Annotated in this window: 25 protein-coding genes; 16 read left to right on the top strand and 9 right to left on the bottom strand. The window is 70.1% G+C overall.

Annotated elements, in window-relative coordinates; all coding sequences use genetic code 11:
- Positions 1 to 16: 16 nt before the first annotated feature.
- Positions 17 to 454, bottom strand: coding sequence for a hypothetical protein (locus IF09_RS0133175; RefSeq protein ID WP_030161262.1), 438 nt, complete (start codon positions 452 to 454; stop codon positions 17 to 19).
- Between the two features lie 305 nt (positions 455 to 759).
- Here IF09_RS0133175 and hemL point away from each other — a divergent pair, with 305 nt between their 5' ends.
- The 8 genes from hemL (at position 760) to IF09_RS0133215 (ending at position 8910) form a co-directional block, all read left to right on the top strand.
- Complete coding sequence (hemL, locus tag IF09_RS0133180) at positions 760 to 2094, top strand: glutamate-1-semialdehyde 2,1-aminomutase (protein ID WP_078613602.1); 1335 nt, start codon at positions 760 to 762, stop codon at positions 2092 to 2094.
- Positions 2091 to 2771 (top strand): histidine phosphatase family protein, encoded by a 681-nt coding sequence (locus tag IF09_RS0133185; protein WP_030302145.1) that lies wholly within the window; start codon positions 2091 to 2093, stop codon positions 2769 to 2771. Before hemL ends, IF09_RS0133185 begins: the two co-directional genes overlap by 4 nt.
- 74 nt (positions 2772 to 2845) lie before the next feature.
- Positions 2846 to 4081 carry a hypothetical protein gene (locus tag IF09_RS0133190; protein ID WP_030302148.1) on the top strand — a complete coding sequence of 412 codons (1236 nt, stop codon included), beginning with the start codon at positions 2846 to 2848 and terminating at the stop codon, positions 4079 to 4081.
- Positions 4082 to 4171: 90 nt separating this feature from the next.
- A complete protein-coding gene (locus IF09_RS0133195) occupies positions 4172 to 4768 on the top strand; it encodes a TlpA family protein disulfide reductase (protein ID WP_030302150.1) in 597 nt (198 codons plus the stop codon).
- A 76-nt stretch (positions 4769 to 4844) separates the two neighbouring features.
- The gene (locus tag IF09_RS0133200) at positions 4845 to 5552 is read left to right on the top strand and encodes a cytochrome c biogenesis CcdA family protein (RefSeq protein ID WP_078613605.1); all 708 of its coding nucleotides are present in this window, start codon (positions 4845 to 4847) and stop codon (positions 5550 to 5552) included.
- Positions 5553 to 5565: 13 nt separating this feature from the next.
- Positions 5566 to 7290 carry a cytochrome c biogenesis protein ResB gene (gene resB / locus IF09_RS0133205; RefSeq protein WP_030302154.1) on the top strand — a complete coding sequence of 575 codons (1725 nt, stop codon included), beginning with the start codon at positions 5566 to 5568 and terminating at the stop codon, positions 7288 to 7290.
- A complete protein-coding gene (gene ccsB / locus IF09_RS0133210; RefSeq protein WP_030302156.1) occupies positions 7287 to 8381 on the top strand; it encodes a c-type cytochrome biogenesis protein CcsB in 1095 nt (364 codons plus the stop codon). The genes resB and ccsB overlap by 4 nt, the downstream gene beginning before the upstream one ends.
- Before the next feature lie 25 nt (positions 8382 to 8406).
- Positions 8407 to 8910, top strand: a complete 504-nt coding sequence (locus IF09_RS0133215; protein ID WP_030302166.1) for an SRPBCC domain-containing protein — start codon at positions 8407 to 8409, stop codon at positions 8908 to 8910.
- Here the strand turns inward: IF09_RS0133215 and IF09_RS0133220 are convergent.
- On the bottom strand, positions 8886 to 9410 hold the full coding sequence (locus IF09_RS0133220) for a hypothetical protein (RefSeq protein WP_051833336.1): 525 nt from the start codon (positions 9408 to 9410) through the stop codon (positions 8886 to 8888). The two genes, IF09_RS0133215 and IF09_RS0133220, sit on opposite strands and share 25 nt — an antisense overlap.
- Before the next feature lie 72 nt (positions 9411 to 9482).
- Positions 9483 to 9785, bottom strand: coding sequence for a PLD nuclease N-terminal domain-containing protein (locus tag IF09_RS0133225; protein ID WP_030302170.1), 303 nt, complete (start codon positions 9783 to 9785; stop codon positions 9483 to 9485).
- Between the two features lie 90 nt (positions 9786 to 9875).
- Between IF09_RS0133225 and IF09_RS0133230 the strand changes: the two genes are divergently transcribed.
- The 3 genes from IF09_RS0133230 to mqnP are packed head-to-tail and all read left to right on the top strand — an operon-like array spanning position 9876 to position 12726.
- Positions 9876 to 11333 (top strand): menaquinone biosynthesis decarboxylase, encoded by a 1458-nt coding sequence (locus IF09_RS0133230; RefSeq protein ID WP_030302172.1) that lies wholly within the window; start codon positions 9876 to 9878, stop codon positions 11331 to 11333.
- On the top strand, positions 11330 to 11806 hold the full coding sequence (locus tag IF09_RS0133235) for a hypothetical protein (RefSeq protein ID WP_030302174.1): 477 nt from the start codon (positions 11330 to 11332) through the stop codon (positions 11804 to 11806). The genes IF09_RS0133230 and IF09_RS0133235 overlap by 4 nt, the downstream gene beginning before the upstream one ends.
- Entirely contained in the window at positions 11803 to 12726 is a 924-nt protein-coding gene (mqnP, locus tag IF09_RS0133240; protein ID WP_106975193.1) for a menaquinone biosynthesis prenyltransferase MqnP, read from the top strand. The genes IF09_RS0133235 and mqnP overlap by 4 nt, the downstream gene beginning before the upstream one ends.
- 132 nt (positions 12727 to 12858) lie before the next feature.
- Here mqnP and IF09_RS0133245 read toward each other — a convergent pair whose 3' ends face one another.
- Entirely contained in the window at positions 12859 to 13512 is a 654-nt protein-coding gene (locus IF09_RS0133245) for a rhomboid family intramembrane serine protease (protein ID WP_051833338.1), read from the bottom strand.
- A 73-nt stretch (positions 13513 to 13585) separates the two neighbouring features.
- Between IF09_RS0133245 and IF09_RS0133250 the strand changes: the two genes are divergently transcribed.
- A complete protein-coding gene (locus tag IF09_RS0133250; protein ID WP_030302183.1) occupies positions 13586 to 14269 on the top strand; it encodes a UbiX family flavin prenyltransferase in 684 nt (227 codons plus the stop codon).
- Here the strand turns inward: IF09_RS0133250 and IF09_RS48105 are convergent.
- Positions 14266 to 14400 (bottom strand): hypothetical protein, encoded by a 135-nt coding sequence (locus IF09_RS48105; protein ID WP_266626677.1) that lies wholly within the window; start codon positions 14398 to 14400, stop codon positions 14266 to 14268. The two genes, IF09_RS0133250 and IF09_RS48105, sit on opposite strands and share 4 nt — an antisense overlap.
- A gap of 138 nt (positions 14401 to 14538) precedes the next feature.
- Between IF09_RS48105 and IF09_RS0133260 the strand changes: the two genes are divergently transcribed.
- From IF09_RS0133260 to IF09_RS0133275, 4 genes are all read left to right on the top strand, one after another.
- Positions 14539 to 14994: an Lrp/AsnC family transcriptional regulator gene (locus IF09_RS0133260; protein ID WP_030302184.1), complete on the top strand. Its 456-nt coding sequence runs from the start codon at positions 14539 to 14541 to the stop codon at positions 14992 to 14994.
- Positions 14995 to 15060: 66 nt separating this feature from the next.
- Complete coding sequence (mqnE, locus tag IF09_RS0133265) at positions 15061 to 16224, top strand: aminofutalosine synthase MqnE (protein WP_030302185.1); 1164 nt, start codon at positions 15061 to 15063, stop codon at positions 16222 to 16224.
- A gap of 221 nt (positions 16225 to 16445) precedes the next feature.
- On the top strand, positions 16446 to 16751 hold the full coding sequence (locus IF09_RS0133270) for a DUF4229 domain-containing protein (RefSeq protein ID WP_030302186.1): 306 nt from the start codon (positions 16446 to 16448) through the stop codon (positions 16749 to 16751).
- Between the two features lie 315 nt (positions 16752 to 17066).
- Complete coding sequence (locus tag IF09_RS0133275; RefSeq protein ID WP_030302187.1) at positions 17067 to 18374, top strand: dicarboxylate/amino acid:cation symporter; 1308 nt, start codon at positions 17067 to 17069, stop codon at positions 18372 to 18374.
- Positions 18375 to 18429: 55 nt separating this feature from the next.
- Here IF09_RS0133275 and IF09_RS0133280 read toward each other — a convergent pair whose 3' ends face one another.
- The 4 genes from IF09_RS0133280 to IF09_RS0133295 form a co-directional block, all read right to left on the bottom strand.
- A complete protein-coding gene (locus IF09_RS0133280) occupies positions 18430 to 18756 on the bottom strand; it encodes a hypothetical protein (RefSeq protein ID WP_051833339.1) in 327 nt (108 codons plus the stop codon).
- Positions 18753 to 20144 carry a hypothetical protein gene (locus tag IF09_RS0133285; protein WP_051833341.1) on the bottom strand — a complete coding sequence of 464 codons (1392 nt, stop codon included), beginning with the start codon at positions 20142 to 20144 and terminating at the stop codon, positions 18753 to 18755. The genes IF09_RS0133280 and IF09_RS0133285 overlap by 4 nt, the downstream gene beginning before the upstream one ends.
- A complete protein-coding gene (locus IF09_RS0133290) occupies positions 20141 to 20584 on the bottom strand; it encodes a hypothetical protein (protein ID WP_234321244.1) in 444 nt (147 codons plus the stop codon). The genes IF09_RS0133285 and IF09_RS0133290 overlap by 4 nt, the downstream gene beginning before the upstream one ends.
- Before the next feature lie 164 nt (positions 20585 to 20748).
- On the bottom strand, positions 20749 to 21546 hold the full coding sequence (locus IF09_RS0133295) for a VOC family protein (RefSeq protein WP_030302191.1): 798 nt from the start codon (positions 21544 to 21546) through the stop codon (positions 20749 to 20751).
- Positions 21547 to 21671: the final 125 nt, after the last annotated feature.

Below are 21671 nucleotides of genomic sequence, written 5' to 3' on the forward strand. Positions count from 1 at the left end.
GGGCGACCGGAAGCCGTCAGGGCCAGACCAGGCAGTACGGCTGGTGGCCCGCCTCGTGGAGGCGGTGGCTGAAGTCCTGCCACTCGTGGAGCAGCTGGTAGACGTTGAAGGCGTCGCGGGGGCCGCCGCGGTCCGGGACCGTGGACCAGATGAACGCCGCGGCGCCGACCGATTCCTCGCCGATGCCGCGCAGCGGGTCGACCACGGTCATCGGGAGCTTGACCACCGCGTAGTCGGGGTGGAGGACGACCAGCTCCAGCGGGGGCACCTTGTGCAGGGGTATGCCCTCGATGCCGGTCAGGACCATCGCGGCCACCGTCTCCGGCTTGATCTTGGTGAACAGGCCGCCCATGCCGAGCTCGTCGCCGCCGAGCTCCTCGGGCCGCATCGTGACGGGGACGCGGGCCGCCGTCGCGCCGTCGGGCGCGCCGAAGTACTTGTACGTCACACCCATGCCGCGGCCCTTGGGCAGGCCGTCGGGGTCCTCGAGGGGCCCGGGTACCGGATCGGCCGCGTCCGCTGCCCGGCGCCGGTGCTTGCCTCGGCGGCGGGCTTCGCGCGCCTCGCGGGCGCGCTGCGGGTCGAGGCCGTCCATACCCTCGCCCGGTCCACCACCGCGTTGCATATCTCCACCCGACTGGTCTTGCCTGCCCCGGCCCCGCGGCCCCCGCCACGCAGCCTGATCATCATGGCAGTGACCTCCCCAGGGGCGGCGCGGTGAAACGCCCGTCCGCAAGTCAGTCGCGGCCTGATGAGACCATGGCTGGTGTGAGCTACCCGTACCCGTATGAAGCCAAAGTCTCGCAGACTCTCTTTGACCGCGCGTCCCTCGTGACGCCTGGCGGCGTGAACTCTCCCGTGCGCGCCTTCCGCGCCGTGGGCGGAACGCCCAGGTTCATGGTGTCCGGTACCGGTCCGTACCTGACGGATGCCGACGGCCGCGAGTACGTCGACCTGGTCTGCTCGTGGGGGCCGATGATTCTCGGCCACGCCCACCCGGCCGTGGTGGAGGCCATCCAGGCCGCCGTCGCCCGCGGCACCTCCTTCGGTACGCCCGGTGAGGGCGAGGTCGCGCTCGCCGAGGAGATCGTCGCGCGCATCGAGCCCGTCGAGCAGGTCCGCCTGGTGTCGTCGGGCACCGAGGCGACCATGTCGGCGATCCGGCTGGCGCGCGGCTTCACGGGCCGGGCCAAGGTCGTGAAGTTCGCAGGCTGCTACCACGGCCACGTGGACGCGCTGCTGGCCGCCGCCGGTTCCGGGCTCGCGACCTTCGCGCTGCCGGACACCCCCGGGGTGACGGGGGCGCAGGCCGGCGACACGATCGTGCTCCCCTACAACGACCTGGAAGCGGTACGGGCGGCGTTCGCCGCGCACCCCGGCGAGATCGCCTGCGTGATCACCGAGGCCGCGCCCGGCAACATGGGCGTCGTGACCCCGGCCGAAGGGTTCAACCAGGGGCTCGCGGACCTGTGCCGCGAGAACGGCGCGCTGTACATCTCCGACGAGGTGATGACCGGTTTCCGCACCTCCCGCGCCGGCTGGTACGGCGTCGACGGGGTCAAGCCCGACCTGATGACCTTCGGCAAGGTCATGGGCGGCGGTTTCCCGGCCGCGGCGTTCGGCGGCCGCGCCGACGTGATGGGGTACCTGGCCCCGGCGGGCCCGGTCTACCAGGCGGGCACGCTCTCGGGCAACCCGGTCGCCACCGCCGCGGGCCTCGCGCAGCTGCGACTGCTGGACGGGGCCGCGTACGAGAAGGTCGACGCGGTCTCCGCGCAGATCCAGGGCCTGGTCACGGACGCGCTCGCCAAGGAGGGCGTGGCGCACCGGCTGCAGACCGCGTCCAACATGTTCTCCCTCTTCTTCACCGAGGACGAGGTGAAGAACTACGACGACGCCAAGAAGCAGGAGTCCTTCCGCTTCAACGGCTTCTTCCACTCGATGCTGTCGCAGGGCGTGTACCTGCCGCCGTCGGCCTTCGAGTCGTGGTTCGTCTCCACCGCCCACGACGAGCAGGCGGTCGAGCGCATCGCGGCTGCGCTGCCCGCCGCCGCCCGCGCCGCCGCGCAGGCCACCCCGGAGAGGACCGCATGAGCAGCAGCGAGATCACCGTCGTCCACCTGATGCGGCACGGCGAGGTGCACAACCCGGACGGGGTGCTCTACGGGCGCCGTTCCGGCTACCACCTCTCCGAGCTGGGCCGCGAGATGGCCGAGCGGGTCGCGGAGCACCTGCAGAACCGTGACATCACGTACGTGGTCTCCTCCCCGCTGGAGCGGGCGCAGGAGACGGCGGCGCCGGTCGCCAAGGGCCACGGCCTGGTCGTGGCGACGGACGCGCGGCTGCTGGAGGCGGAGAACGTCTTCGAGGGCAAGACCTTCGGTGTCGGGGACGGCGCGCTGCGCAAGCCCGCCAACTGGAAGCACCTGACGAACCCGTTCAAGCCGTCCTGGGGCGAGCCGTACGTGGAGCAGGTCGTCCGGATGACGAGCGCCATCGAGGCGGCGCGCGATGCGGCCCGCGGCCACGAGGCGGTGGCGGTCAGCCACCAGCTGCCGATCTGGATCGTGCGCAGCTTCGCGGAGAAGCGCCGGCTGTGGCACGACCCGCGGCGCCGGCAGTGCACGCTGGCCTCGCTGACGTCGTTCACGTACCAGGGCGACCGGCTGGTGTCGGTGGGCTACAGCGAGCCGGCCCGGGACCTGGTCCCGGCGCATCTGCTCGCGGGGGCGAAGCCGGTGAAGGGCAAGTCGAAGGCCTTCGGCGCCTAAAAGTTCATACAAGTCCTGTCGAATCGCCGCGCGGAGCCTCGACTTCATTGAAAAGTCCGTTTATGTGACTATTCATGAGCGACGCGAAGCGCGACTTCACTCGAAGGGGACTGCTCGGACTCGGCGCAGCCGCGGTGGCGGCCGGGGTCGTCGGCTGCGGCGCCGACGGCCGCCCGGCCCGTCCCGGCCCAGGGCCCGGCGGCTCCGGCCCGTCCGGGTCCGCGCCCCCGGCCCGGCCGATCGGTGACGGCTCCACCGCCGACTCCGGCCCGCAGCCCCGCCAGCCGGACAAGCCCGTACCGCTCCAGCCGGGCGAGACCCCACCGCAGTTCGTGGTGTTCAGCTGGGACGGCGCGGGGGAGATCGGCAACGGCCTCTTCCCGCGCTTCCTCAAGCTCGCCAAGGACCACGGCGCGGCCATGACGTTCTTCCTCTCCGGCATCTACCTGCTGCCCGAGTCGAAGAAGGACCTCTACAAGCCGCCGAACAACCCGGCAGGGGCCTCCGACATCGGCTACCTCAAGGACGAGAACGTCCGCAGCACCCTGAAGTGCGTCCGCGAGGCGTGGCTCGACGGCCATGAGGTCGGGACCCACTTCAACGGCCATTTCTGCGCCGGCTCCGGTTCCGTGGCCCGCTGGACCCCGGACGACTGGCAGAGCGAGATCGACCAGGCCGTGTCCTTCGTCACCAACTGGCGGACCAACACCGGCTTCACCGACCTCGAACCCCTGCCCTTCGACTACCGCAAGGAACTGGTCGGCGGCCGCACCCCCTGCCTGCTCGGCCGGGACGGCATGCTGCCGGTCGCGCAGAAGATGGGCTGGCGCTACGACGCCTCCTCGCCCGGCGGCCTCCAGGTGTGGCCTGGGAAGAAGGCGGGCATCTGGGATCTGCCGCTGCAGTCCATGCCGTTTCCCGGGCACTCCTTCGAGGTGCTGTCGATGGACTACAACATCCTCGCCAACCAGTCGAAGAACACCACCCGGGGCGTGCCCTCCAACTACCCGGCCTGGCGCACCCAGGCCACCGGCACCTATCTCGGCGGTTTCCGGCGCGCGTACGAGACGAACCGCGCGCCGCTCTTCATCGGCAACCACTTCGAGGAATGGAACGGCGGCATCTACATGGACGCCGTCGAGGAAGCCCTCAAGGGCATGTCGGACAAAAAGGACGTACGGCTGGTCTCCTTCCGGCAGTTCGCCGACTGGCTCGACGTTCAGGACCCCAGGCTGCTGGCCCGGCTCCAGGAACTGGCCCCGGGGCAGCCGCCGACCGGCGGCTGGAACACGTACCTCTCCGCTGCCTGACCGGGCGACCGGCCGACCGGCTGACCAGCGGCTCGGCGCACCGTCGGGGGGCGGGAAAGATCCGCAAATCGCTCATGCGAAACTTTTCACATGAGAATTGGCCGTGCTCTCCTGCTCACCGCGGTGACCCTCGCGAGCGCCGTGACCCTGTCGGCGTGCGGCGACGGCGGCGGCAAGCCGAACGGCTCCGCCGGCGGCAACTACGTGACCGGCGCCGGAGGCATCTCCACCGTCGCCAAGGGCTCGCGCACCGAGGCGCCCAAGCTCGACGGCGAGACCGTCGACGGCAAGACCCTCGATGTCACCAGCCTCAAGGGCAAGGTCGTCGTCCTCAACGTGTGGGGCTCCTGGTGCCCGCCGTGCCGCAACGAGGCCAAGTACTTCGCGCAGGTGTCCAAGGAGCTCGCCGACGGCGGCAAGGACGTCGCGTTCGTCGGCATCAACACCCGCGACAACAGCAAGCAGAACGCCGTCGCGTTCGAGGAGAACTTCGGGATCGCCTACCCGAGCCTCTACGACCCGGACGGGAAGTTGATCCTCCGCTTCTCCGCGGGCACGCTGAACCCGCAGGCCATCCCCTCCACGATCGTCCTCGACAAGGAGGGCAAGATCGCCGCCCGCACCCTCGTCGCGATCAACGGCGAGCAGCTGCGCTCCATGATCGACCCCGTTCTCGCGGAGCAGTGACCTCGTGGTCCCCGAGCTCCTCACCCTGGCCGCCGAGCCGGCCGGCGTGAACACGACGGTCCTCGACGGGGCCCTGATGCTGGCCTTGCCCATCTCGGTCCTCGCCGGACTCGTCTCGTTCTTCTCGCCCTGCGTGCTGCCGCTGGTCCCCGGCTACCTCTCGTACGTCACGGGCATCAGCGGCGCCGACCTCGCCGAGGCCCGGCGCGGCCGGATGCTGGCCGGGGCGAGCCTGTTCATCGCCGGATTCACGGCCGTGTTCGTCTCCACCGGCGCGCTCTTCGGGTACTTCGGCGGCACGCTCCAGGAGAACCGGGAGATCATCTCCCGGGTCCTCGGCGGTCTGGTGGTCGTCCTCGGCCTCTTCTTCATGGGCCTGATCCCGGGCCTGACGATGCGCGAGTTCCGCTTCCACAGGAAGCCGACCGCGGGCCTGCTCGGCGCGCCCGTGCTCGGCGTCCTGTTCGGTGTCGGCTGGACCCCCTGCATGGGCCCGACCCTCGCCGCGGTCAACACGCTCTCCATCGACCAGGCGAGCGCCGGCCGGGGCGCGCTGCTGACCGTCGCCTACTGTCTGGGCCTGGGCCTGCCCTTCATCCTCGCCGCGATCGCCTTCCGCAAGGCGCTCGGCGCTTTCGGCTGGGTGAAGCAGCACTATGCATGGGTGATGCGGATCGGCGGCGGCATGCTGGTCCTGACCGGTCTGCTGCTCGTCACAGGTTTGTGGGCCAGCATCGTCAACGACATGCAGAGCTGGACCCAAGGCTTCACGGTGGGGATCTGAGGACTACACACACATGAGTACGACAGACAAGGCGTCCACCGAGGCGCCGAACCCGTCCGAGGAACCCGCGGAAGCCGCGGACGCCGCAGACGCAAGCGAAGCCGCCGCCGGCGCGCAGCTGTCCACCGCCCCAGCGGAGGACGCCGGCGGCCCCGTCGGCATCGGCGTGATCGGCTGGATCCGCTGGTTCTGGCGGCAGCTCACCTCCATGCGGGTGGCGCTGATCCTCCTCTTCCTGCTCTCCCTGGGCTCCATCCCGGGCTCGCTCGTCCCGCAGAACCAGGTCGACGCGATGAAGGTGGCCCAGTGGAAGAAGGACCACTCCTTCTGGGTCCCGCTCGCCGAGAAGCTCCAGCTCTTCGACGTGTACAGCTCGGTGTGGTTCTCCGCGATCTACCTGCTGCTGTTCATCTCGCTGATCGGCTGCATCGTCCCGCGCAGCTGGCAGTTCGTCGGCCAGCTCACCGGCCGCCCGCCCGGCGCCCCCAGGCGCCTCGACCGGCTGCCCGCGTACGCGACGTGGCGTACGGAGAAGTCCCCCGACGAGGTGCTCGCACACGCGAAGACCGTCCTCGGCGGCCGGCGTTTCCGTACCGAGGCCGGCACGGACTCCGTCGCCGCCGAGAAGGGCTACTTTCGCGAGGCCGGGAACCTGGTCTTCCACATCGCTCTGATCGTGATGCTGGTGGCGTTCGCCTGGGGCCAGCTGTTCAAGTCCGAGGGGGGCAAGCTCGTGCTGCGCGGCAAGGGCTTCGCGAACACGCTGACCCAGTACGACGACTTCAAGTACGGCAGCTTCTTCAGCGCCGACGACCTGGCGCCCTTCTCCTTCACGCTCGACAAGTTCGACGCCACGTACGAGGAGAGCGGCCCGCAGAAGGGCACAGCCCGCGACTTCAAGGCGTACGTCACCTTCAGCGACGGTGCGGACGGCGCACCGCAGAAGCGCGAGATCCAGGTCAACAAGCCCATGGAGGTCGACGGGTCCAAGGTCTACCTGCTCGGCCACGGCTACGCGCCGATCGTCTCGGTGACCGACCCGACCGGCAAGGTGGTCTTCAAGGACGCCGTGCCCATGCTGCCCTTCGACGCGAACCTCAGCTCCTCCGGCGCCGTGAAGGTCCCGGACGGCTACCGCGACAAGGACGGCAACAAGGAGCAGCTCGGCTTCAACGCCATGTTCGTGCCGACCTTCGCCGGTGAGGGCAAGGGCACGATGCTCTCCCAGTTCCCGGACCTGAAGTTCCCCGTCCTCGCGCTGAGCGCCTACCACGGCAGCCTGGGCGTGGACGCGGGCCTGCCGCAGAACGTGTACCAGCTGAACACCTCCAAGATGCAGGAGTTCAAGGACGCCGACGGGCAGCTGTTCAAGAAGCGGCTGCTGCCCGGCGAGGCGATGGAGCTGCCGAACGGTGCGGGCACCGTGAAGTTCGAGGGCGTCGAGCGCTGGGCCACCTTCTCGATCACCCGGCAGCCGGGCAGCGGCCTGGCCCTCGGGGGCGCCATCGCCGCCATCGGCGGCCTGGCCGCGTCGCTGTTCATCCAGCGCCGCCGGGTCTGGGTGCGCGCGGTGGCCGGCAAGGACGGCGTGACCGTCGTCGAGATGGCGGGCCTCGGCCGCAGCGAGTCGGCCAAGCTCCCCGAGGAGCTGGGGCAGCTCGCCGCCGCCCTCCACCAGCAGGCGCCCACGGCGCCCGACCAACCTGTCAAGGAAACTGTCGAAGGGGAGCGCGGATGACGCCGCTCGCAGCCGAAGTCAACGAGAACTTGGCTCAGATCAGCAACTACCTGGTCTATTCGTCGATGGCGGTCTACACGCTCGCCTTCCTCGCCCACATCGCCGAGTGGACCTTCGGCAGCCGCAGCAAGGTGGGCCGTACGGCCGCGGCGCTGACCAGCACCAAGGCCGCCGGGGCCGGGGCCGCCGACGCCCCCGCCGTCCAGGTGCGCGGCAAGGGGGGCACGGCCGTCCTCGACAAGCCGAAGGTCGTCACCCGCTCCGCCGCCGGCACCCGCGACGTCCCGGACGGCCCCGGCGCGGCCGGCGGCACCGAGAACGGCGACCTGTACGGCCGCATCGCGGTCTCGCTGACCGCGCTCGGCTTCCTCATCGAGGCGGCCGGCGTCGTGGCCCGCGCGATGTCCGTGCAGCGGGCCCCCTGGGGCAACATGTACGAGTTCTCGGTGACCTTCTCCACCGTCGCCGTCGGCGCCTACCTGCTGCTCCTGGCGCTGAAGAAGAACGTCCGCTGGCTCGGTCTGATCCTGGTCACCACCGTCCTGCTGGACCTGGGCATCGCCACCACCTGGCTCTACACCGACAGCGACCAGCTGGTCCCGGCCCTGCACTCGTACTGGCTGTGGATCCACGTCTCCACCGCGATCTTCTGCGGCGCGGTCTTCTACATCGGCGCGGCCGGCGCGGTGCTCTACCTGTTCCGCGACTCCTACGAGAGCCACCTGGAGCAGGGCCGCACGCCGGGCCGCTTCCGCTCCTCGGTGCTGGAGCGGCTGCCCTCGGCGGCCTCGCTCGACAAGTTCTCGTACCGCATCAACGCGGCCGTCTTCCCGCTGTGGACCTTCACCATCGTCGCGGGCGCGATCTGGGCCGGCGACGCCTGGGGCCGCTACTGGGGCTGGGACCCCAAGGAGGTCTGGTCCTTCGTGACCTGGGTGGCGTACGCCTGCTACCTGCACGCCCGCGCCACCGCCGGCTGGAAGGGCCGCAAGGCCGCGTACCTCGCGCTCTTCGCCTTCGCCTGCTGGATCTGGAACTACTACGGCGTGAACATCCTGCTCAGCGGCAAGCACTCGTACGCAGGCGTCTGACCCGCGGGAGTGGGACGCTGGTGGCATGGCACCCGTAAGTCATGCCACCAGTGAGAGCCGCGGCGGGAACCGCTGGCTGCTGCGCTTCGAGGTCCACGTGCCGAGCGCGTACGAGACGGTGTGGCCTGCTTTGACCACGCCGGAAGGGCTCCGCGGCTGGCTGGCCGCGGCGGACGTCCTGGAGCGCCGGCTCGGCGGGGTCGTCACGCTGCGCTGGCTGAACGGCGGAGCGACGGTATCCGGTCACGTCACGGCCTGGGACGTCGAGCGGGTCGTGGAGTACACGGTGAGCGAGCACGGCCGGATCCGGTTCCACCTGGAGGCGGTGGGGACGGACTCGACCGTGATCCGCTTCCTGAACGAGCGGGCCGGCTCGGACGAGGACCGCCTCGACTGCCTGGCCGGCTGGCACCACCACTTCGAGCTGCTCGAATCCGCGCTGCAAGGCCATCCGGCGGACTGGTCCCGGTGGACCGACGCCCGCTGGGCGGAGCTGCGCGCGTCCTACGCGTCCTTCTCCAGGACGTAGGCGCTGCGCGCGCCCGGTTCGCCGAGGAAGAAGTACAGCTCGAGGGTCTGCCGGTGGTCACGGCGCAGCTCGAAGGTCCATTTGTACCGTGCGGGCGCGGCCTGCCGGTCCGGTGCGTCGCCCCTGGCTCCGGCGGAGGCCGGGGCGGGCAGGTGGAGGCGGACGTGCTGGCCGTAGTTCCAGCCGGCCGGCTCCCGGCTGATCAGCTTCCAGGTGCCGGAGCCGGAGAGCCGCCAGCCGTGGTCGTAGTCCCGCTCCTGCCCGTCGAGGAGGGTGACGGCGGCGCTCCCGTCGGCCCGGAAGACGACCTCGGTGCCACCGACGCAGCGCCAGGTGCCGACGATCTCGTCGGCGCGCGCGTCGTAGACGGCCGGGGCGGTGTGGTGGCTGTGCGGATTGCCGCCGGCCATGGTGAGCAGGGCGGCGACGGCGATCCCGTACGCGAGCAGATTGCGCAGGATCGTGTCGACGACCCGCGGCCTTCCGCAGTTCTCCGGCATCCGCTCATTGTTGCAGCAGCCTTGAACGTGTTCAATTGTGCGCTGCGCCACACGGCGCCGGCGCCGTGGCGCTCAGTCCTTGTCCGTGTCCCGGTCCTTGTTCTTGTCGCGCTCCTCGCCGAGCGACTTCAGGAACTCCGGGTTGTCGTCGGGCGCGACCCACTGGGTCCGGCGCGCCCGGCCGCCGCCGACCGCGGACCGCTGCCTGCCGGCGAACAGCCACACCACCGGCCCGACGATCGAGAAGAGCAGGATGATGAGCACCCAGACCACCTTGGGGAGGTGCTTGACCTCCTCCTCGGGGGTGTTCAGGCAGTCGATGAAGGCGTAGATGGTCAGCGCGATGATCAGCAGGAACGGCAGATAGCGCAGCACGGTGTGGGACCGACTCCCCAGCAGTGACGGGGGACCCGCCTCGGGCCCCGGTGACACTCCCAGGTTAGTCGGTGACGGATACTGGCCCCTATGGCTTACGACGATCTCCGCTCGCTGCTCCGGGCTCTGGAGCGGGAGGGCGACCTCAAGCGCATCAAGGCCGAAGTCGACCCGTACCTCGAGGTCGGGGAGATCGTCGACAGAGTGAACAAGGCGGGGGGCCCCGCCCTCCTCTTCGAGAACGTCAAGGGCTCGGCGATGCCGCTGGCCATGAACGTCTTCGGGACCGACCGCCGCCTCCTGAAGGCCCTCGGCCTCAAGTCGTACGGCGAGATCAGCGAGAAGATCGGCGGCCTGCTCAAGCCGGAGCTCCCGCAGGGCTTCATCGGGGTCCGTGAGGCGTTCGGCAAGCTCGGCTCGATGGTGCACGTGCCGCCGAAGAAGGTGAAGGGCGACGCCGCGCCCGTCCAGGAGGTCGTCCTCACCGGCGACGACGTCGACCTGGACGGGCTCCCGGCCCTCTTCACCTGGCCCAAGGACGGCGGGTCCTTCTTCAACCTCGGCCTCACCCACACCAAGCACCCCGAGACGGGCGTGCGCAACCTCGGCCTCTACCGCCTCCAGCGCCACGACAAGCGCACCATCGGCATGCACTGGCAGATCCACAAGGACAGCCGCAACCACTACGCCGTCGCCGCCAAGCGCGGCGAGCGGCTGCCGGTGGCGATCGCCTTCGGCTGCCCGCCGGCCGTGACGTACGCGTCGACCGCGCCGCTGCCCGGCGACATCGACGAGTACCTGTTCGCCGGGTTCGTCGCGGGCAAGCGGATCGAGATGGTCGACTGCAAGACCGTCCCGCTCCAGGTCCCGGCCAACGCCGAAGTCGTCATCGAGGGCTGGCTGGAGCCGGGCGAGATGCTTCCGGAGGGTCCCTTCGGTGACCACACGGGCTTCTACACCCCGCAGGAGCCGTTCCCCGCGCTGAAGATCGACTGCGTGACGATGCGGAAGCGCCCGCTGCTGCAGTCGATCGTCGTGGGCCGGCCGCCGACGGAGGACGGCCCGCTGGGCCGCGCCACGGAGCGCTTCTTCCTCCCGCTCCTGAAGATCATCGTGCCGGACATCGTGGACTACCACCTGCCCGAGTCGGGCGGCTTCCACAACTGCGCGATCGTCTCGATCGACAAGAAGTACCCGAAGCACGCCCAGAAGGTCATGCACGCCATCTGGGGCGCGCACATGATGTCGCTGACCAAGCTGATCATCGTCGTGGACGCCGACTGCGACGTCCACGACCTGCACGAGGTCTCCTGGCGGGCGCTCGGCAACACGGACTACTCCCGGGACCTCACGGTGGTGGAGGGCCCGGTCGACCACCTCGACCACGCCTCGTACCAGCAGTTCTGGGGTGGCAAGGCGGGCATCGACGCGACGAAGAAGCTTCCCGAGGAGGGCTACACCCGCGACGGCGGCTGGCCCGACATGGTGGAGTCCGACCCGGCGACGGCGGCCCTGGTGGACCGCCGCTGGAAGGAGTACGGCCTGTGAGCCCCATCGTGGTGGGAGGTCCCGAGCTCTTCCTCGGCGCCGGCGACGTCTACGTGGCACTGCTGCGCCCGAAGATCGACCCGGCGGACCCGGGAGTCCGGGTGGCCGCCGAGCAGGCGGGCGTCACACCCGAGGAGTTCGCCGGACCCGGTGACGTCTGGGCGTTGATGTACGAGGACGGTGCCGGACACGGAGAGTTCGAGCTCCCCGGCGCCCGGGACACCGAGGCGGACGGCTTCGCGGAGCAGCTCCAGGGCGCCTTGGCGTCGGGCGAGCCGTTCGAGGTCGAGGCCGGCGACTTCCTGGGCCTCGAAGCCCGCCCGTCGGGCGGCGACTGGGTGATCACCGCCCGGGTCACGCCGCCCGAGGACGAGGAGGACGGCGCCGCCGGCCCCCACACCCTGGAGCTCGGCGCGCTCCCGGCGGCGCAACTGCTGGCCGACCTCGAAGAGTTCCGGAGAGCCCTCGCATGATGACGACCGCCGACGGGGTGATCGGACCGGGCCCGGCGCCGCAGCCGACCGGCAAGGTGAAGGCGTTCCTGCGGCTCGTCATGATCGAGCACTCGGTCTTCGCGCTGCCGTTCGCGTACATCGCGGCGCTGACGGCCATGTTCCGGCTCGACCGGACCATGCACTGGGCCGAGCTGCTGCTCGTCACCGTCTGCATGGTGGGGCTGCGGACCTTCGCGATGGCCGCGAACCGGATCATCGACCGGGAGATCGACGCGCGGAACCCGCGTACCGCCGGGCGCGAGCTCGTCACGGGCGCCGTGTCCGTACGGTCGGCCTGGACCGGGGCCGGCATCGCGCTGGCCGTCTTCCTCGGCTCGGCGGCGCTGCTGAACCCGCTGTGCCTGGCGCTGGCGCCGGTCGCGGTGATCCCGATGGTGGTGTATCCGTACGGCAAGCGGTTCACGAACTTCCCGCACGCCATCCTGGGCCTGGCCCAGGCGATGGGGCCCGTGGGCGCCTGGCTGGCGATCACCGGCGAGTGGTCCTGGGACGCGGTGATCCTGGGCCTGGCGGTGGGCGTCTGGATCGGCGGCTTCGACCTGATCTTCGCCTGCCAGGACGTGGCCGCGGACCGCGCGGACGGCGTCAAGTCCGTCCCGGCGCGGTTCGGCGTCCCGGCGGCCCTGTGGGGCGCGCGGGGCGCGCACGCGGTGACGACGGCCCTGCTGGCGTGGTACGCGCTGGCGACGGACGCCGGCCCCTTCTTCTGGTTCGGCCTGGTGATCGTCGTCGGGGCCTTCCTCTACGAGCACACGATCGTGAAGCCGCACGACCTGTCCCGCCTGAACCGCGCCTTCTTCACGGTGAACGGCTTCATCGGCATGGCGCTCTTCGTCTGCGCCCTGGCCGACCTGGTGGCCCGGGGCCTCACGCTGTAGCTCCATCGCGTGTCCCCACGGGACCTCGCCGCTCGGGACCTGACCCTGTGGCTGCGCTCCGGCCTGCCATCGAGTGCATGGACAGGGAGGCTGACGTGACCGTCTCGGACAGCGACCGCCTGCACTCGCAGCTCAGCCGGTTCGAGGACATGTTCCCCGGGTACCGGATGGAGATTGTCGAGGGCGCCATCGTGATGAGTTGGCGGTCCGGCGGCCGAGCAGGAACGCGCAGGCCACACCCGTCAGGAGGCCGAAGAGGTGGCCCTGCCAGCTGACCGCGGTGTTCGCCGGCAGGATGCCGGTCAGGATCCCGGCCCCCCAGTACGCGGCGATGGCGATGCCGACCAGCACGCCCAGCACCCGCCGCTCCACGAACCCGCGGACCAGCAGATAGCCGAAGAGCCCGAACACCAGCCCCGAGGCCCCGGCCGTGACGGTGTTCGACGCGGAAACCAGCCACACCCCGAGCCCGTCCACGAGCACGACCACCGCGGACAGCGCGAGGAACCGTCGGATCCCGCCCAGCGCGGCGACGAAGCCCAGCACCAGCAGCGGCACGCTGTTGGACGCCACATGGCCGAAGCCGAAGTGGAGGAACGGGGACAGGGGAATTCCGGTCAGTCCGTCGGTGGTGCGCGGGATGATCCCGTACGCGTCCAGCGCGTGCCCGGTGGCCAGGTCGACCGCCTCGATCAGCCACAGCAGGCCCACCCAGCCCAGCATCAGCTTTCCGGCGGCTTCGGCCCGTTCGGCCTGGCTCCATTCCTCGAGGCGCACCCCGGCCATGCCCTGATCCCCCTGCCCGCCGCCCACCCGTCGACTCAGCGTCGTTTTGCAGTGGCCGGATAGTCTCGGAGCTATGACTGACGGCAAGCGCACCCCGTGGGTGGTCGGGGTTTCCGGGGCGTCCGGGACGCCGTACGCGGCCGCGGTGATCCGCGGACTGCTGGCGGCGGGGGAGAGCGTGGACCTGGTGGTCAGCCGGGCCTCGCGGCTGACCCTGCTGGACGAGACCGGGATCGCCTTCCGCGACGCGCACTGGCGCGACGATCTCGCCGCCTGGCTCGAGCACGGCGCGGACGGCAAGCCCGCGACCTTCGCCCGGCCGGAACTGGACGAGGTCCGCTACTGGGGCGCCGGCGACCTGGCCGCCGGGCCGAGCTCGGGCTCGTATCCCGTGAAGGGGATGCTGATCGTGCCGGCGTCCACGGCCTGTGTGGCGGGGGTGGCGCTCGGACTGTCGAAGGACCTGCTCCAGCGCGTCGCGAGCGTGACGCTCAAAGAGCGTCGCCGGCTGGTGGTCGCGGTGCGGGAGACCCCGCTGAACGGGCAGACGCTGCGGCATCTGGTGGCGCTGGACGAGGCGGGCGCAGTGGTGCTGCCCGCCTCTCCGGCGTTCTATGCGGGTGCGACGCACATCCAGGACCTGGTGGATTTCGTCGCGGGGCGGGTGCTGGATGCGGCAGGGGTGCCGCACCGGCTGTACCGCCGGTGGGAGGGGGAGCTCGGTGGCTCCCGCCCCCGGGAGGCAAGCAGTGACTAGCGCTTCTTCGCCGTGCTCGGCTTGCGGGTCCGGTCGACGCGGTGGGCGGCGGCGGGCTGGTCGGTGCGGGATCGGTTGGCCAGCTCCTGGAGCTGTCGCATGTGCGCGTAGGCCATCTCGATCGTGTACACGGTGAACCACTCCTGATGTCGTCAGATCAGCGAGATCATCGCCGATCTGTTGAAAGATTCACAGGGTGTTGACCCTGTGCGCCTTTGATTCTATACGTAAACTTGCGGGATCGCCGAATAATGGAAGGCTCCAGGTATATGGACGCGGTGGATAGGCAGCTCATCCAGGCACTCCGGGAGAACGGACGTGCCTCGTACGCGGAGCTGGGCCGGCTCGTGGGCCTCTCCGGCCCCAGCGTCACCGACCGGATCAACCGGCTCGAGTCGGCCGGTGTGATCACCGGCTACCGCGCGACCGTCGACGCGGCCTCGCTCGGCCTCGGCGTCACGGCGCTGATCGGCATCTCCCTCTCCGACGCCGCGGACCACGAGGACGTGGCCCGCCGGCTGCGCGACCTGGCGGAGATCGAGGACTGCTGGTTCATCGCCGGCGACGACTCGTACATGCTGAAGGTGCGGGCCGGGGACGTGGACGGGCTGGAGCGGATCATCCGCAAGCTCTCCAGCACCAAGGGCGTCTCCCGCACCCGTACCACCATCGTGCTCTCCACCAAGTGGGAGAACCGGGTCGGGGACCTGCCCGAGGAGCGCTAAGAGTACGGTGGGTGGCGGTTTGCAGGCAGGACGGGACGCGTAGAGGAGACGACCGGGATGACCGGAATGGACGCTGGGCTCAAGCGCGAGCTGGAGGAGAAGGTCCGCTCCGGCGAGCGGCTGACGCGTGAGGACGGCATCGCCCTCTACGAGTCCGACGACCTGGCCTGGCTGGGCGGCCTCGCCCACGAGGTGCGCATGCGCAAGAACGGCGACGTCGTCCACTTCAACGTGAACCGCCACCTCAACATGACGAACGTGTGCACCGCGTCGTGCGCCTACTGCTCGTTCCAGCGCAAGCCGGGCGAGAAGGACGCGTACACGATGCGCATCGAGGAGGCCGTGCGCCTGGCCAAGGCCATGGAGAACGAGAACCTCACCGAGCTGCACATCGTCAACGGCCTGCACCCGAGCCTGCCGTGGCGGTACTACCCCCGCTCGCTCTCCGCGCTGAAGGAGGCGCTGCCGAACGTCTCGCTGAAGGCGTTCACGGCGACCGAGATCCACCACTTCGAGACGATCTCCGGGATGTCGGCCTCCGACATCCTGGACGAGCTGATCGAGGCCGGTCTGGAGTCGCTCACCGGCGGCGGCGCGGAGATCTTCGACTGGGAGGTCCGCCAGCACATCGTCGACCACCGCACCCACTGGGAGGACTGGTCGCGCATCCACCGGCTCGCGCACGAGAAGGGTCTCAAGACCCCGAGCACGATGCTGTACGGGCACATCGAGGAGCCGCGCCACCGCGTGGACCACGTGCTGCGGCTGCGCGAGCTCCAGGACGAGACCGGCGGCTTCCAGGTCTTCATCCCGCTGCGCTACCAGCACGACTTCGTGGACATGCAGGACGGCAAGGTCCGCAACAAGCTCCAGGCGCGGACGACGATGGCGACGGGCGCGGAGGCGCTGAAGACCTTCGCCGTCTCGCGGCTGCTGTTCGACAACGTGCCGCACGTCAAGGTGTTCTGGGTGATGCACGGCGTGCAGACCGCCCAGCTGGCGCTGCAGCACGGTGCGGACGACATGGACGGCTCGGTCGTCGAGTACAAGATCACGCACGACGCGGACAACTACGGCACGCCGAACAAGCTCGGCCGTGACGACCTGCTCGAGCTGATCCGCGAGGCGGGCTTCCGCCCGGTCGAGCGGAACACGCGCTACGAGATCATCCGCGAGTACCCCGGCCCGGACGCTGCCCTGCGCGAGACCCCGCAGGCGATGCGCGTCTGACGCGCCCCACGGCTTGGAAGGCCCCGGTCCCACGAGGACCGGGGCCTTCCGCGTGTCCGTTGCCAGGGTGATCCACACCGCCGTGGTCGGGCCCCGCCCCTGCCGCTGCACTGACCCCCGGAGGGTTTGTCCGTGGCTGCGGCGTGCTTCACTGGACGGGCACGTGCTGGACGGGCACGTGACGACCCACCCGACGTACCGACGAGAGAGAAGGGGTCACCGTGTCCCTCAAGCCGAGCGCAACGATCCGCTACACCGCGATGCGCCTGGGCATCTTCGTCGGATGCCTCGTCCTGGTCTCCGTCCTGGTCAACGTGGGCTGGGTGCCCGCCGGCCTCGGCGACGCCAACCCCGCCTGGGTCGTGCTGCTCGCCCTCGTGATCTCCGCGCCGCTGTCCTTCGTGCTTCTGCGCAAGCAGCGCGACGAGATGTCCGCGCAGATCTCCGGACGCGTCGCGGGTGCGAAGGAGCGGCTCGCCGCGAACCGCTCCCAGGAGGACGCGGCCGACGACGCCGCCCGCGCGTAGTTAGCTCCGTCACACACCAAAACCCACCGAACCGCCCCAGCGCCGGGAACTTCCCTCGTGCGCTGGGGCGGTTCGTCGTTTCCGCGGGTCCTGGCGGGGGCCCTGTCTCAAAGTGCACCTTTGAGATCCTCAAAGGGAAAGTGTTAGCGTGTTAAACATGTTGACCACAGTTGCGCATGAAATGACCACGGGTGTCCTGCTCGTGGCGCGCCTGCACGTCGACCTCTGCCGCCGCGTGTCCGCGGCCTGTTGTGGCTGTCGCTGAGTCCGCGCCGTTCCACCTTCCCCAATTTCTTTGCGCATCACCCCCGGAGTGTGTCCGTGTCCGCGACCCCTCAGGCCCCCGCCAAGGCCTCCTTCAAGTTCCCCTTCTGGGCCCAGATCGTCACCGGCCTCGTGCTCGGTGTCCTGTTCGGGTGGATCGCCCGCAGCCAGGACGTCAGCTGGCTCGCCAAGACGCTCGAGCAGATCGGCGACATCTTCGTCCAGCTGCTGAAGCTGGCCGTGGCCCCCCTCGTCTTCTTCGCGATCCTGGTGTCCATCACCAACCTGCGGAAGGTGAACAACGCCGCCCGCCTCGCCTCGCGCACGCTGCTCTGGTTCATGATCACCTCGCTGATCGCGGTCGGCATCGGCCTCGCGATCGGCCTGCTGACCAACCCCGGCGCCGGCACCGGCCTCACCCCGCAGGACGGCAAGCTCCCCAAGCGCACCGGCTCCTGGCTGGACTTCCTGACCGGCATCGTCCCGAAGGACGTCATCACGCCGTTCACCGAGCTGAACGTGCTCCAGATCGTCTTCCTGGCCGCCGTCGCCGGTATCGCCGCCCTCCAGCTCGGCAACAAGGCGCAGCCGCTCCTGAACGTCGCCGAGTCGGTCCTGGAGCTGCTCCAGAAGGCCCTGTGGTGGGTCATCCGCCTCGCCCCGATCGGCACCGTCGGCCTGATCGGCACCGCGATCGCCTCGTACGGCTGGGAACTCATCGGCAAGTACGCCACCTTCACCGCCGACGTGTACATCGGCTCGGCGCTCGTGATGTTCGGCGTCTACCCGCTGCTCCTCGCGACGGTCGCCAAGGTCAACCCGATCCAGTTCTTCAAGGGCGCCTGGCCCGCGATCCAGCTGGCCTTCGTCTCCCGCTCCTCGGTCGGCACCATGCCGGTCACCCAGAAGGTCACCGAGCGCCTCGGCGTCCCGAAGGAGTACGCCTCCTTCGCCGTCCCGTTCGGCGCCACCACGAAGATGGACGGCTGCGCCGCGATCTACCCGGCGCTCGCCGCGATCTTCATCGCGCAGATCTTCGACGTCCAGCTGACGATCACCGACTACCTGCTGATCGCCTTCGTCTCGGTCGTCGGCTCGGCCGCCACGGCCGGCCTGACGGGCGCCACGGTCATGCTGACGCTGACCCTCTCCACCCTGGGCCTGCCCCTGGAGGGTGTCGGCCTGCTGATGGCGATCGACCCGATCCTGGACATGATGCGCACCGCCACGAACGTCGCCGGCCAGGCCCTGGTCCCGGTCGTGGTCGCGGCCCGCGAGGGCATCCTGGACAAGGAGGCCTACGAGGCCGCCTCGTCCTCCCCGTTGGACGAGCCCGTCGCGGTCCCCGTCCCCGCCTGACCGGTCCCATCACCCCGCAGCCCCCGCCCCCGTCCGGGCGGGGGCTGCGGTGCGCTCAGCCCAGGGTCTCGCCGCGGATGAAGGCGGTCACGCCGAGGATGAGCGGCGGGGCCAGCCACCACAGGCCCATGGTGCGGCGGACGCTCGGGATGAGGGTGATGAGCAGGCCCAGCACGCTCAGCGACATGGAGATCAGGCACATCGCGCCGACGCCCTCGTAGCCCTGGTGGTCCCACTCGCCCTGTGGGCCGGCGAACAGGGCCGCGAACACGGCGACGGCGTTCAGGAGATGGATCAGGCCCAGGGGGACGCCCAGCACCCACTGGAGGCAGCCCCGGTCTTCGGGCAGGTCGAGGCTCTCGCGCCCGCTCCCGTACGTCATTGCATGGCCTTCTTCACGTTGCCGAGGTTGTTCCGGAAATCATCGCCGTAGTCCTGGGCCTTCTTCGACTCCCAGTACGGGCCGCCGTTGTAACGGGCGGCGATCTCCTGCATCTGGGCCTCGGTCAGCTGGTCCGCCGGGACGTTCGCGTAGCCGGTCTCCTCCTTGATCTGCGCCAGGAAGCCCGCGGCGATGAACGCGTTCTGCTTCGGGTCCTGGAGCGCCGACTTCACCACGTTGCGCTGCTGGTCCGTGAGGTTCTCCGGGTCGTAGCCGAGCACCTCCGCCCCGCGCCGCAGCTGCACCGCGATCGGGCCGAAGGAGGTCTCGTCCGGCTTGCCGCCCGCCCGGTCCGGCAGGTTCTCGGCCGTGACCGGGCTCAGGCCCCACGGGGCGTCCGCCGCCTGGCGGAAGAAGTCCACGCCGTCGTCGAAGATCCCCGGCTGCCCGCCGACCTCCTTCCAGGCGATGCCGGCGACCATCTCCTCCGGCAGCCCCGCCCGCTGCGCGGCCGCCCGCAGGATCTCCTTGTTGTTGCGGATCCACTCCGCCCGCCCCTCGTCCGACTGCGGCGGGTCCCAGTAGTTGTCGTCCGCCTCCGGCAGCCCCGCCACCCGCATCCGGATGTCGCGCAGCTCGGGGGAGACCGGCTCGGTCCCGACCGGGCCGGTCATCTCCTTCTTCGGGCCGCTGCCCGGCAGGTGCGTCAGGGGGTTGGCACGGGCCTCCGCCGCCTCGCGCCGGATGTCGGCCATCGCCGCGTAGACGTCGACCCCGCCCCCGCCGCCCTTCACCTTGAACTCGGGCAGCAGCTCGTACGCCTGCTTCAGCGCGTGCACGCACACGCTGCGGGCCTCCTGCTCGGCCGTCTTGGCCTGGTGGAAGCTGCCGCCCGCGTCGTCGTGGAGCCGGTCCGCCTCCTCGCGGATGTCGTCCACGTCCATCGTCAGCTCGGCGAAGAAGTCCATGACGCCGGTCGTCGCCCGCATGTCCTCCCACTGGCGCATCGGCTCCGCCTCCTGCGCCGTGCGCGTGATCGCCGTGCCCTTCGTGGCGATGAGCGCCGCGAGCTTGCGTTCGGTGCGCTTGCCGTTCCCGTAGTGCGACTTGGCGGTCGTCAGGGCTGCCGCGTACGCGTGCAGTGCGCTCGCCGCCTTGTCGTACCCCTCGGCCATGTGGAGCACGAGCTGACGGGCCTCCGACAGGCGGTCGGTGTACGTGTGGCTGCCGTCGCTCTGCCATTGCGTACCGGTCTCCGCGCGCCGGGCCGGCTCCTCGGCCTGCACCAGCAGGTCGCGCAGCCGCTTGAACTCGGCGGCGTTGCGCTCCACCAGCGCCGGGTTGCACTCCTCCAGGAACTCGACGTCCTTGCGGTGGCTCAGGCTCACTTGGACTCCGGCTTCACGTACTGGCCGCCGTCGAGGATGCCGTTGAGGAAGTTCCGTGCGGTCCCGTCGTCCACCTGGGCGAAGCCGGTGCCGGTGGTCTTGAGCTTGGTGGCGAGGGCCGCGAACAGGTTGACCGTGTCCTTGAACTGGTCGTCGGCGAAACGGGCGAAGCGCAGCGCCTCGGCCGAGACGTCCGCGTGGGCCCGCGGGGCGCGGGCCATGGTGCCGGCGTCGCCGTCGGGCCGGCCCTCGTGGAGGAGCGCGGCGATCTCGATCAGCAGGTTGGCGTTGCCGTTGATGGACTGCGCACCGGCCACGAGGCTCCCGGCCGGGCTGCCCGGGGCACCCGCCTCGGCGGGCGCATGGTTGAGGCGCATGGCGGGCGACTGCTGCGCGAGTACGGCGGCCTTGTGCTGAGCCCATTCCGTGTCGAACGACATGTGTCCCCTGGGTAGTTGATAACCGGACATGACCAGAATTGATTGATCATGTTCATCTGGGACGCGGAATGGGGCCGTACGGTTCCTAGCGGTGGAAGTGGCTGCCCGTTGCCCCGGCCACAACGGCCGAACCGGCGTCACGGCCGGGGCGACGAGCCGCCTGCTCAGGCGGGCTGCTCCGGCGCGGTGGCAGTGATCACCGCGAAGGTGCCGCCCTGGGAGTCGGCGAGGACCGCCATCCGCCCGGCCGCCATGTCGAACGCCGGGGCCATGACGCTGCCCCCGGCCCGCTCCGCGGCCGCCTGGATGCCGTCGACGTCGTCGACGTGGAAGTACGGCAGCCAGTGCGGCGGCACCCCGGCGGGCAGGGCGGAGAGGTCCATCATCCCCCCGACCGCGCGCTCGCCGACCTTGAACTCCTTGTACCCCTCGGCGCCCGGCATCTGCGACGGGGCCGTGGTGACCGGCAGTACGGCCGAGTAGAAGGCGGCGGCGGCGTCGGTGTCGCCGGTGTTCAGCTCGTTCCAGATCAGCGCGCCGTGCTCGTTGACGATGCCCGCGCCGGGGAAGGTGCCGTACTGCCACAGGCCGACCACGGCGCCGGTCGGGTCGGTGATGACGGCCATCCGCCCGAGGTCCATGACGTCCATCGCGCCCATCATCACCGAGCCGCCCGCGTCGGTGACCGCCTTGAGGGTGGCGTCGACGTCGTTGGTGGCCAGGTACGTGGTCCACGCGATCGGCGGCATCGGGTCCGGCACCGTCCCGTCGGGGTTCATCGCCTTCATGATGCCGGCCACCGGCTTGCCCTTGAGGGTGCAGACGGAGTAGCCACCGGTCTCCGGCGGGCCGACCTCGCCCTGCCAGCCGAAGAGGTCGCGGTAGAAGTCGAGAGCGGCCTGCTGGTCGGGAACCATCAGGTCGATCCAGCAGGGGGTGCCGGCCTGGTAGGGGCCGTTCATTTCGGGCACGGATGCCTCCGGGGCTACCGATGAGAGTGGGACGGGCCGTCCCTACCCCGCCCGTGCGTTCCGAATCGGGCCGTACGGATGAATGTGCGAGCGCTCGCCTATAGTCGGTCGCTGTT

Source organism: Streptomyces katrae (assembly GCF_000717655.1).
In the GTDB taxonomy this organism is placed as follows: domain Bacteria; phylum Actinomycetota; class Actinomycetes; order Streptomycetales; family Streptomycetaceae; genus Streptomyces; species Streptomyces katrae_B.

What these genes read in the sequence shown, in the direction of transcription:
- IF09_RS0133260 (WP_030302184.1), top strand. Translation starts at nt 14,539, where the DNA reads ATGGACGCGGTGGATAGGCAGCTCATCCAGGCACTCCGGGAGAACGGA.
- IF09_RS0133280 (WP_051833339.1), bottom strand. Translation starts at nt 18,756, where the DNA reads ATGACGTACGGGAGCGGGCGCGAGAGCCTCGACCTGCCCGAAGACCGG.
- IF09_RS0133190 (WP_030302148.1), top strand. Translation starts at nt 2,846, where the DNA reads ATGAGCGACGCGAAGCGCGACTTCACTCGAAGGGGACTGCTCGGACTC.
- resB (WP_030302154.1), top strand. Translation starts at nt 5,566, where the DNA reads ATGAGTACGACAGACAAGGCGTCCACCGAGGCGCCGAACCCGTCCGAG.
- IF09_RS0133220 (WP_051833336.1), bottom strand. Translation starts at nt 9,410, where the DNA reads ATGCCGGAGAACTGCGGAAGGCCGCGGGTCGTCGACACGATCCTGCGC.
- IF09_RS0133175 (WP_030161262.1), bottom strand. Translation starts at nt 454, where the DNA reads ATGGGTGTGACGTACAAGTACTTCGGCGCGCCCGACGGCGCGACGGCG.
- mqnP (WP_106975193.1), top strand. Translation starts at nt 11,803, where the DNA reads ATGATGACGACCGCCGACGGGGTGATCGGACCGGGCCCGGCGCCGCAG.
- IF09_RS0133230 (WP_030302172.1), top strand. Translation starts at nt 9,876, where the DNA reads ATGGCTTACGACGATCTCCGCTCGCTGCTCCGGGCTCTGGAGCGGGAG.
- hemL (WP_078613602.1), top strand. Translation starts at nt 760, where the DNA reads ATGGCTGGTGTGAGCTACCCGTACCCGTATGAAGCCAAAGTCTCGCAG.
- IF09_RS0133290 (WP_234321244.1), bottom strand. Translation starts at nt 20,584, where the DNA reads ATGTCGTTCGACACGGAATGGGCTCAGCACAAGGCCGCCGTACTCGCG.
- IF09_RS0133185 (WP_030302145.1), top strand. Translation starts at nt 2,091, where the DNA reads ATGAGCAGCAGCGAGATCACCGTCGTCCACCTGATGCGGCACGGCGAG.
- IF09_RS0133295 (WP_030302191.1), bottom strand. Translation starts at nt 21,546, where the DNA reads ATGAACGGCCCCTACCAGGCCGGCACCCCCTGCTGGATCGACCTGATG.
- IF09_RS0133215 (WP_030302166.1), top strand. Translation starts at nt 8,407, where the DNA reads ATGGCACCCGTAAGTCATGCCACCAGTGAGAGCCGCGGCGGGAACCGC.
- IF09_RS0133245 (WP_051833338.1), bottom strand. Translation starts at nt 13,512, where the DNA reads ATGGCCGGGGTGCGCCTCGAGGAATGGAGCCAGGCCGAACGGGCCGAA.
- mqnE (WP_030302185.1), top strand. Translation starts at nt 15,061, where the DNA reads ATGGACGCTGGGCTCAAGCGCGAGCTGGAGGAGAAGGTCCGCTCCGGC.
- ccsB (WP_030302156.1), top strand. Translation starts at nt 7,287, where the DNA reads ATGACGCCGCTCGCAGCCGAAGTCAACGAGAACTTGGCTCAGATCAGC.
- IF09_RS0133250 (WP_030302183.1), top strand. Translation starts at nt 13,586, where the DNA reads ATGACTGACGGCAAGCGCACCCCGTGGGTGGTCGGGGTTTCCGGGGCG.
- IF09_RS0133200 (WP_078613605.1), top strand. Translation starts at nt 4,845, where the DNA reads ATGCTGGCCTTGCCCATCTCGGTCCTCGCCGGACTCGTCTCGTTCTTC.
- IF09_RS0133195 (WP_030302150.1), top strand. Translation starts at nt 4,172, where the DNA reads ATGAGAATTGGCCGTGCTCTCCTGCTCACCGCGGTGACCCTCGCGAGC.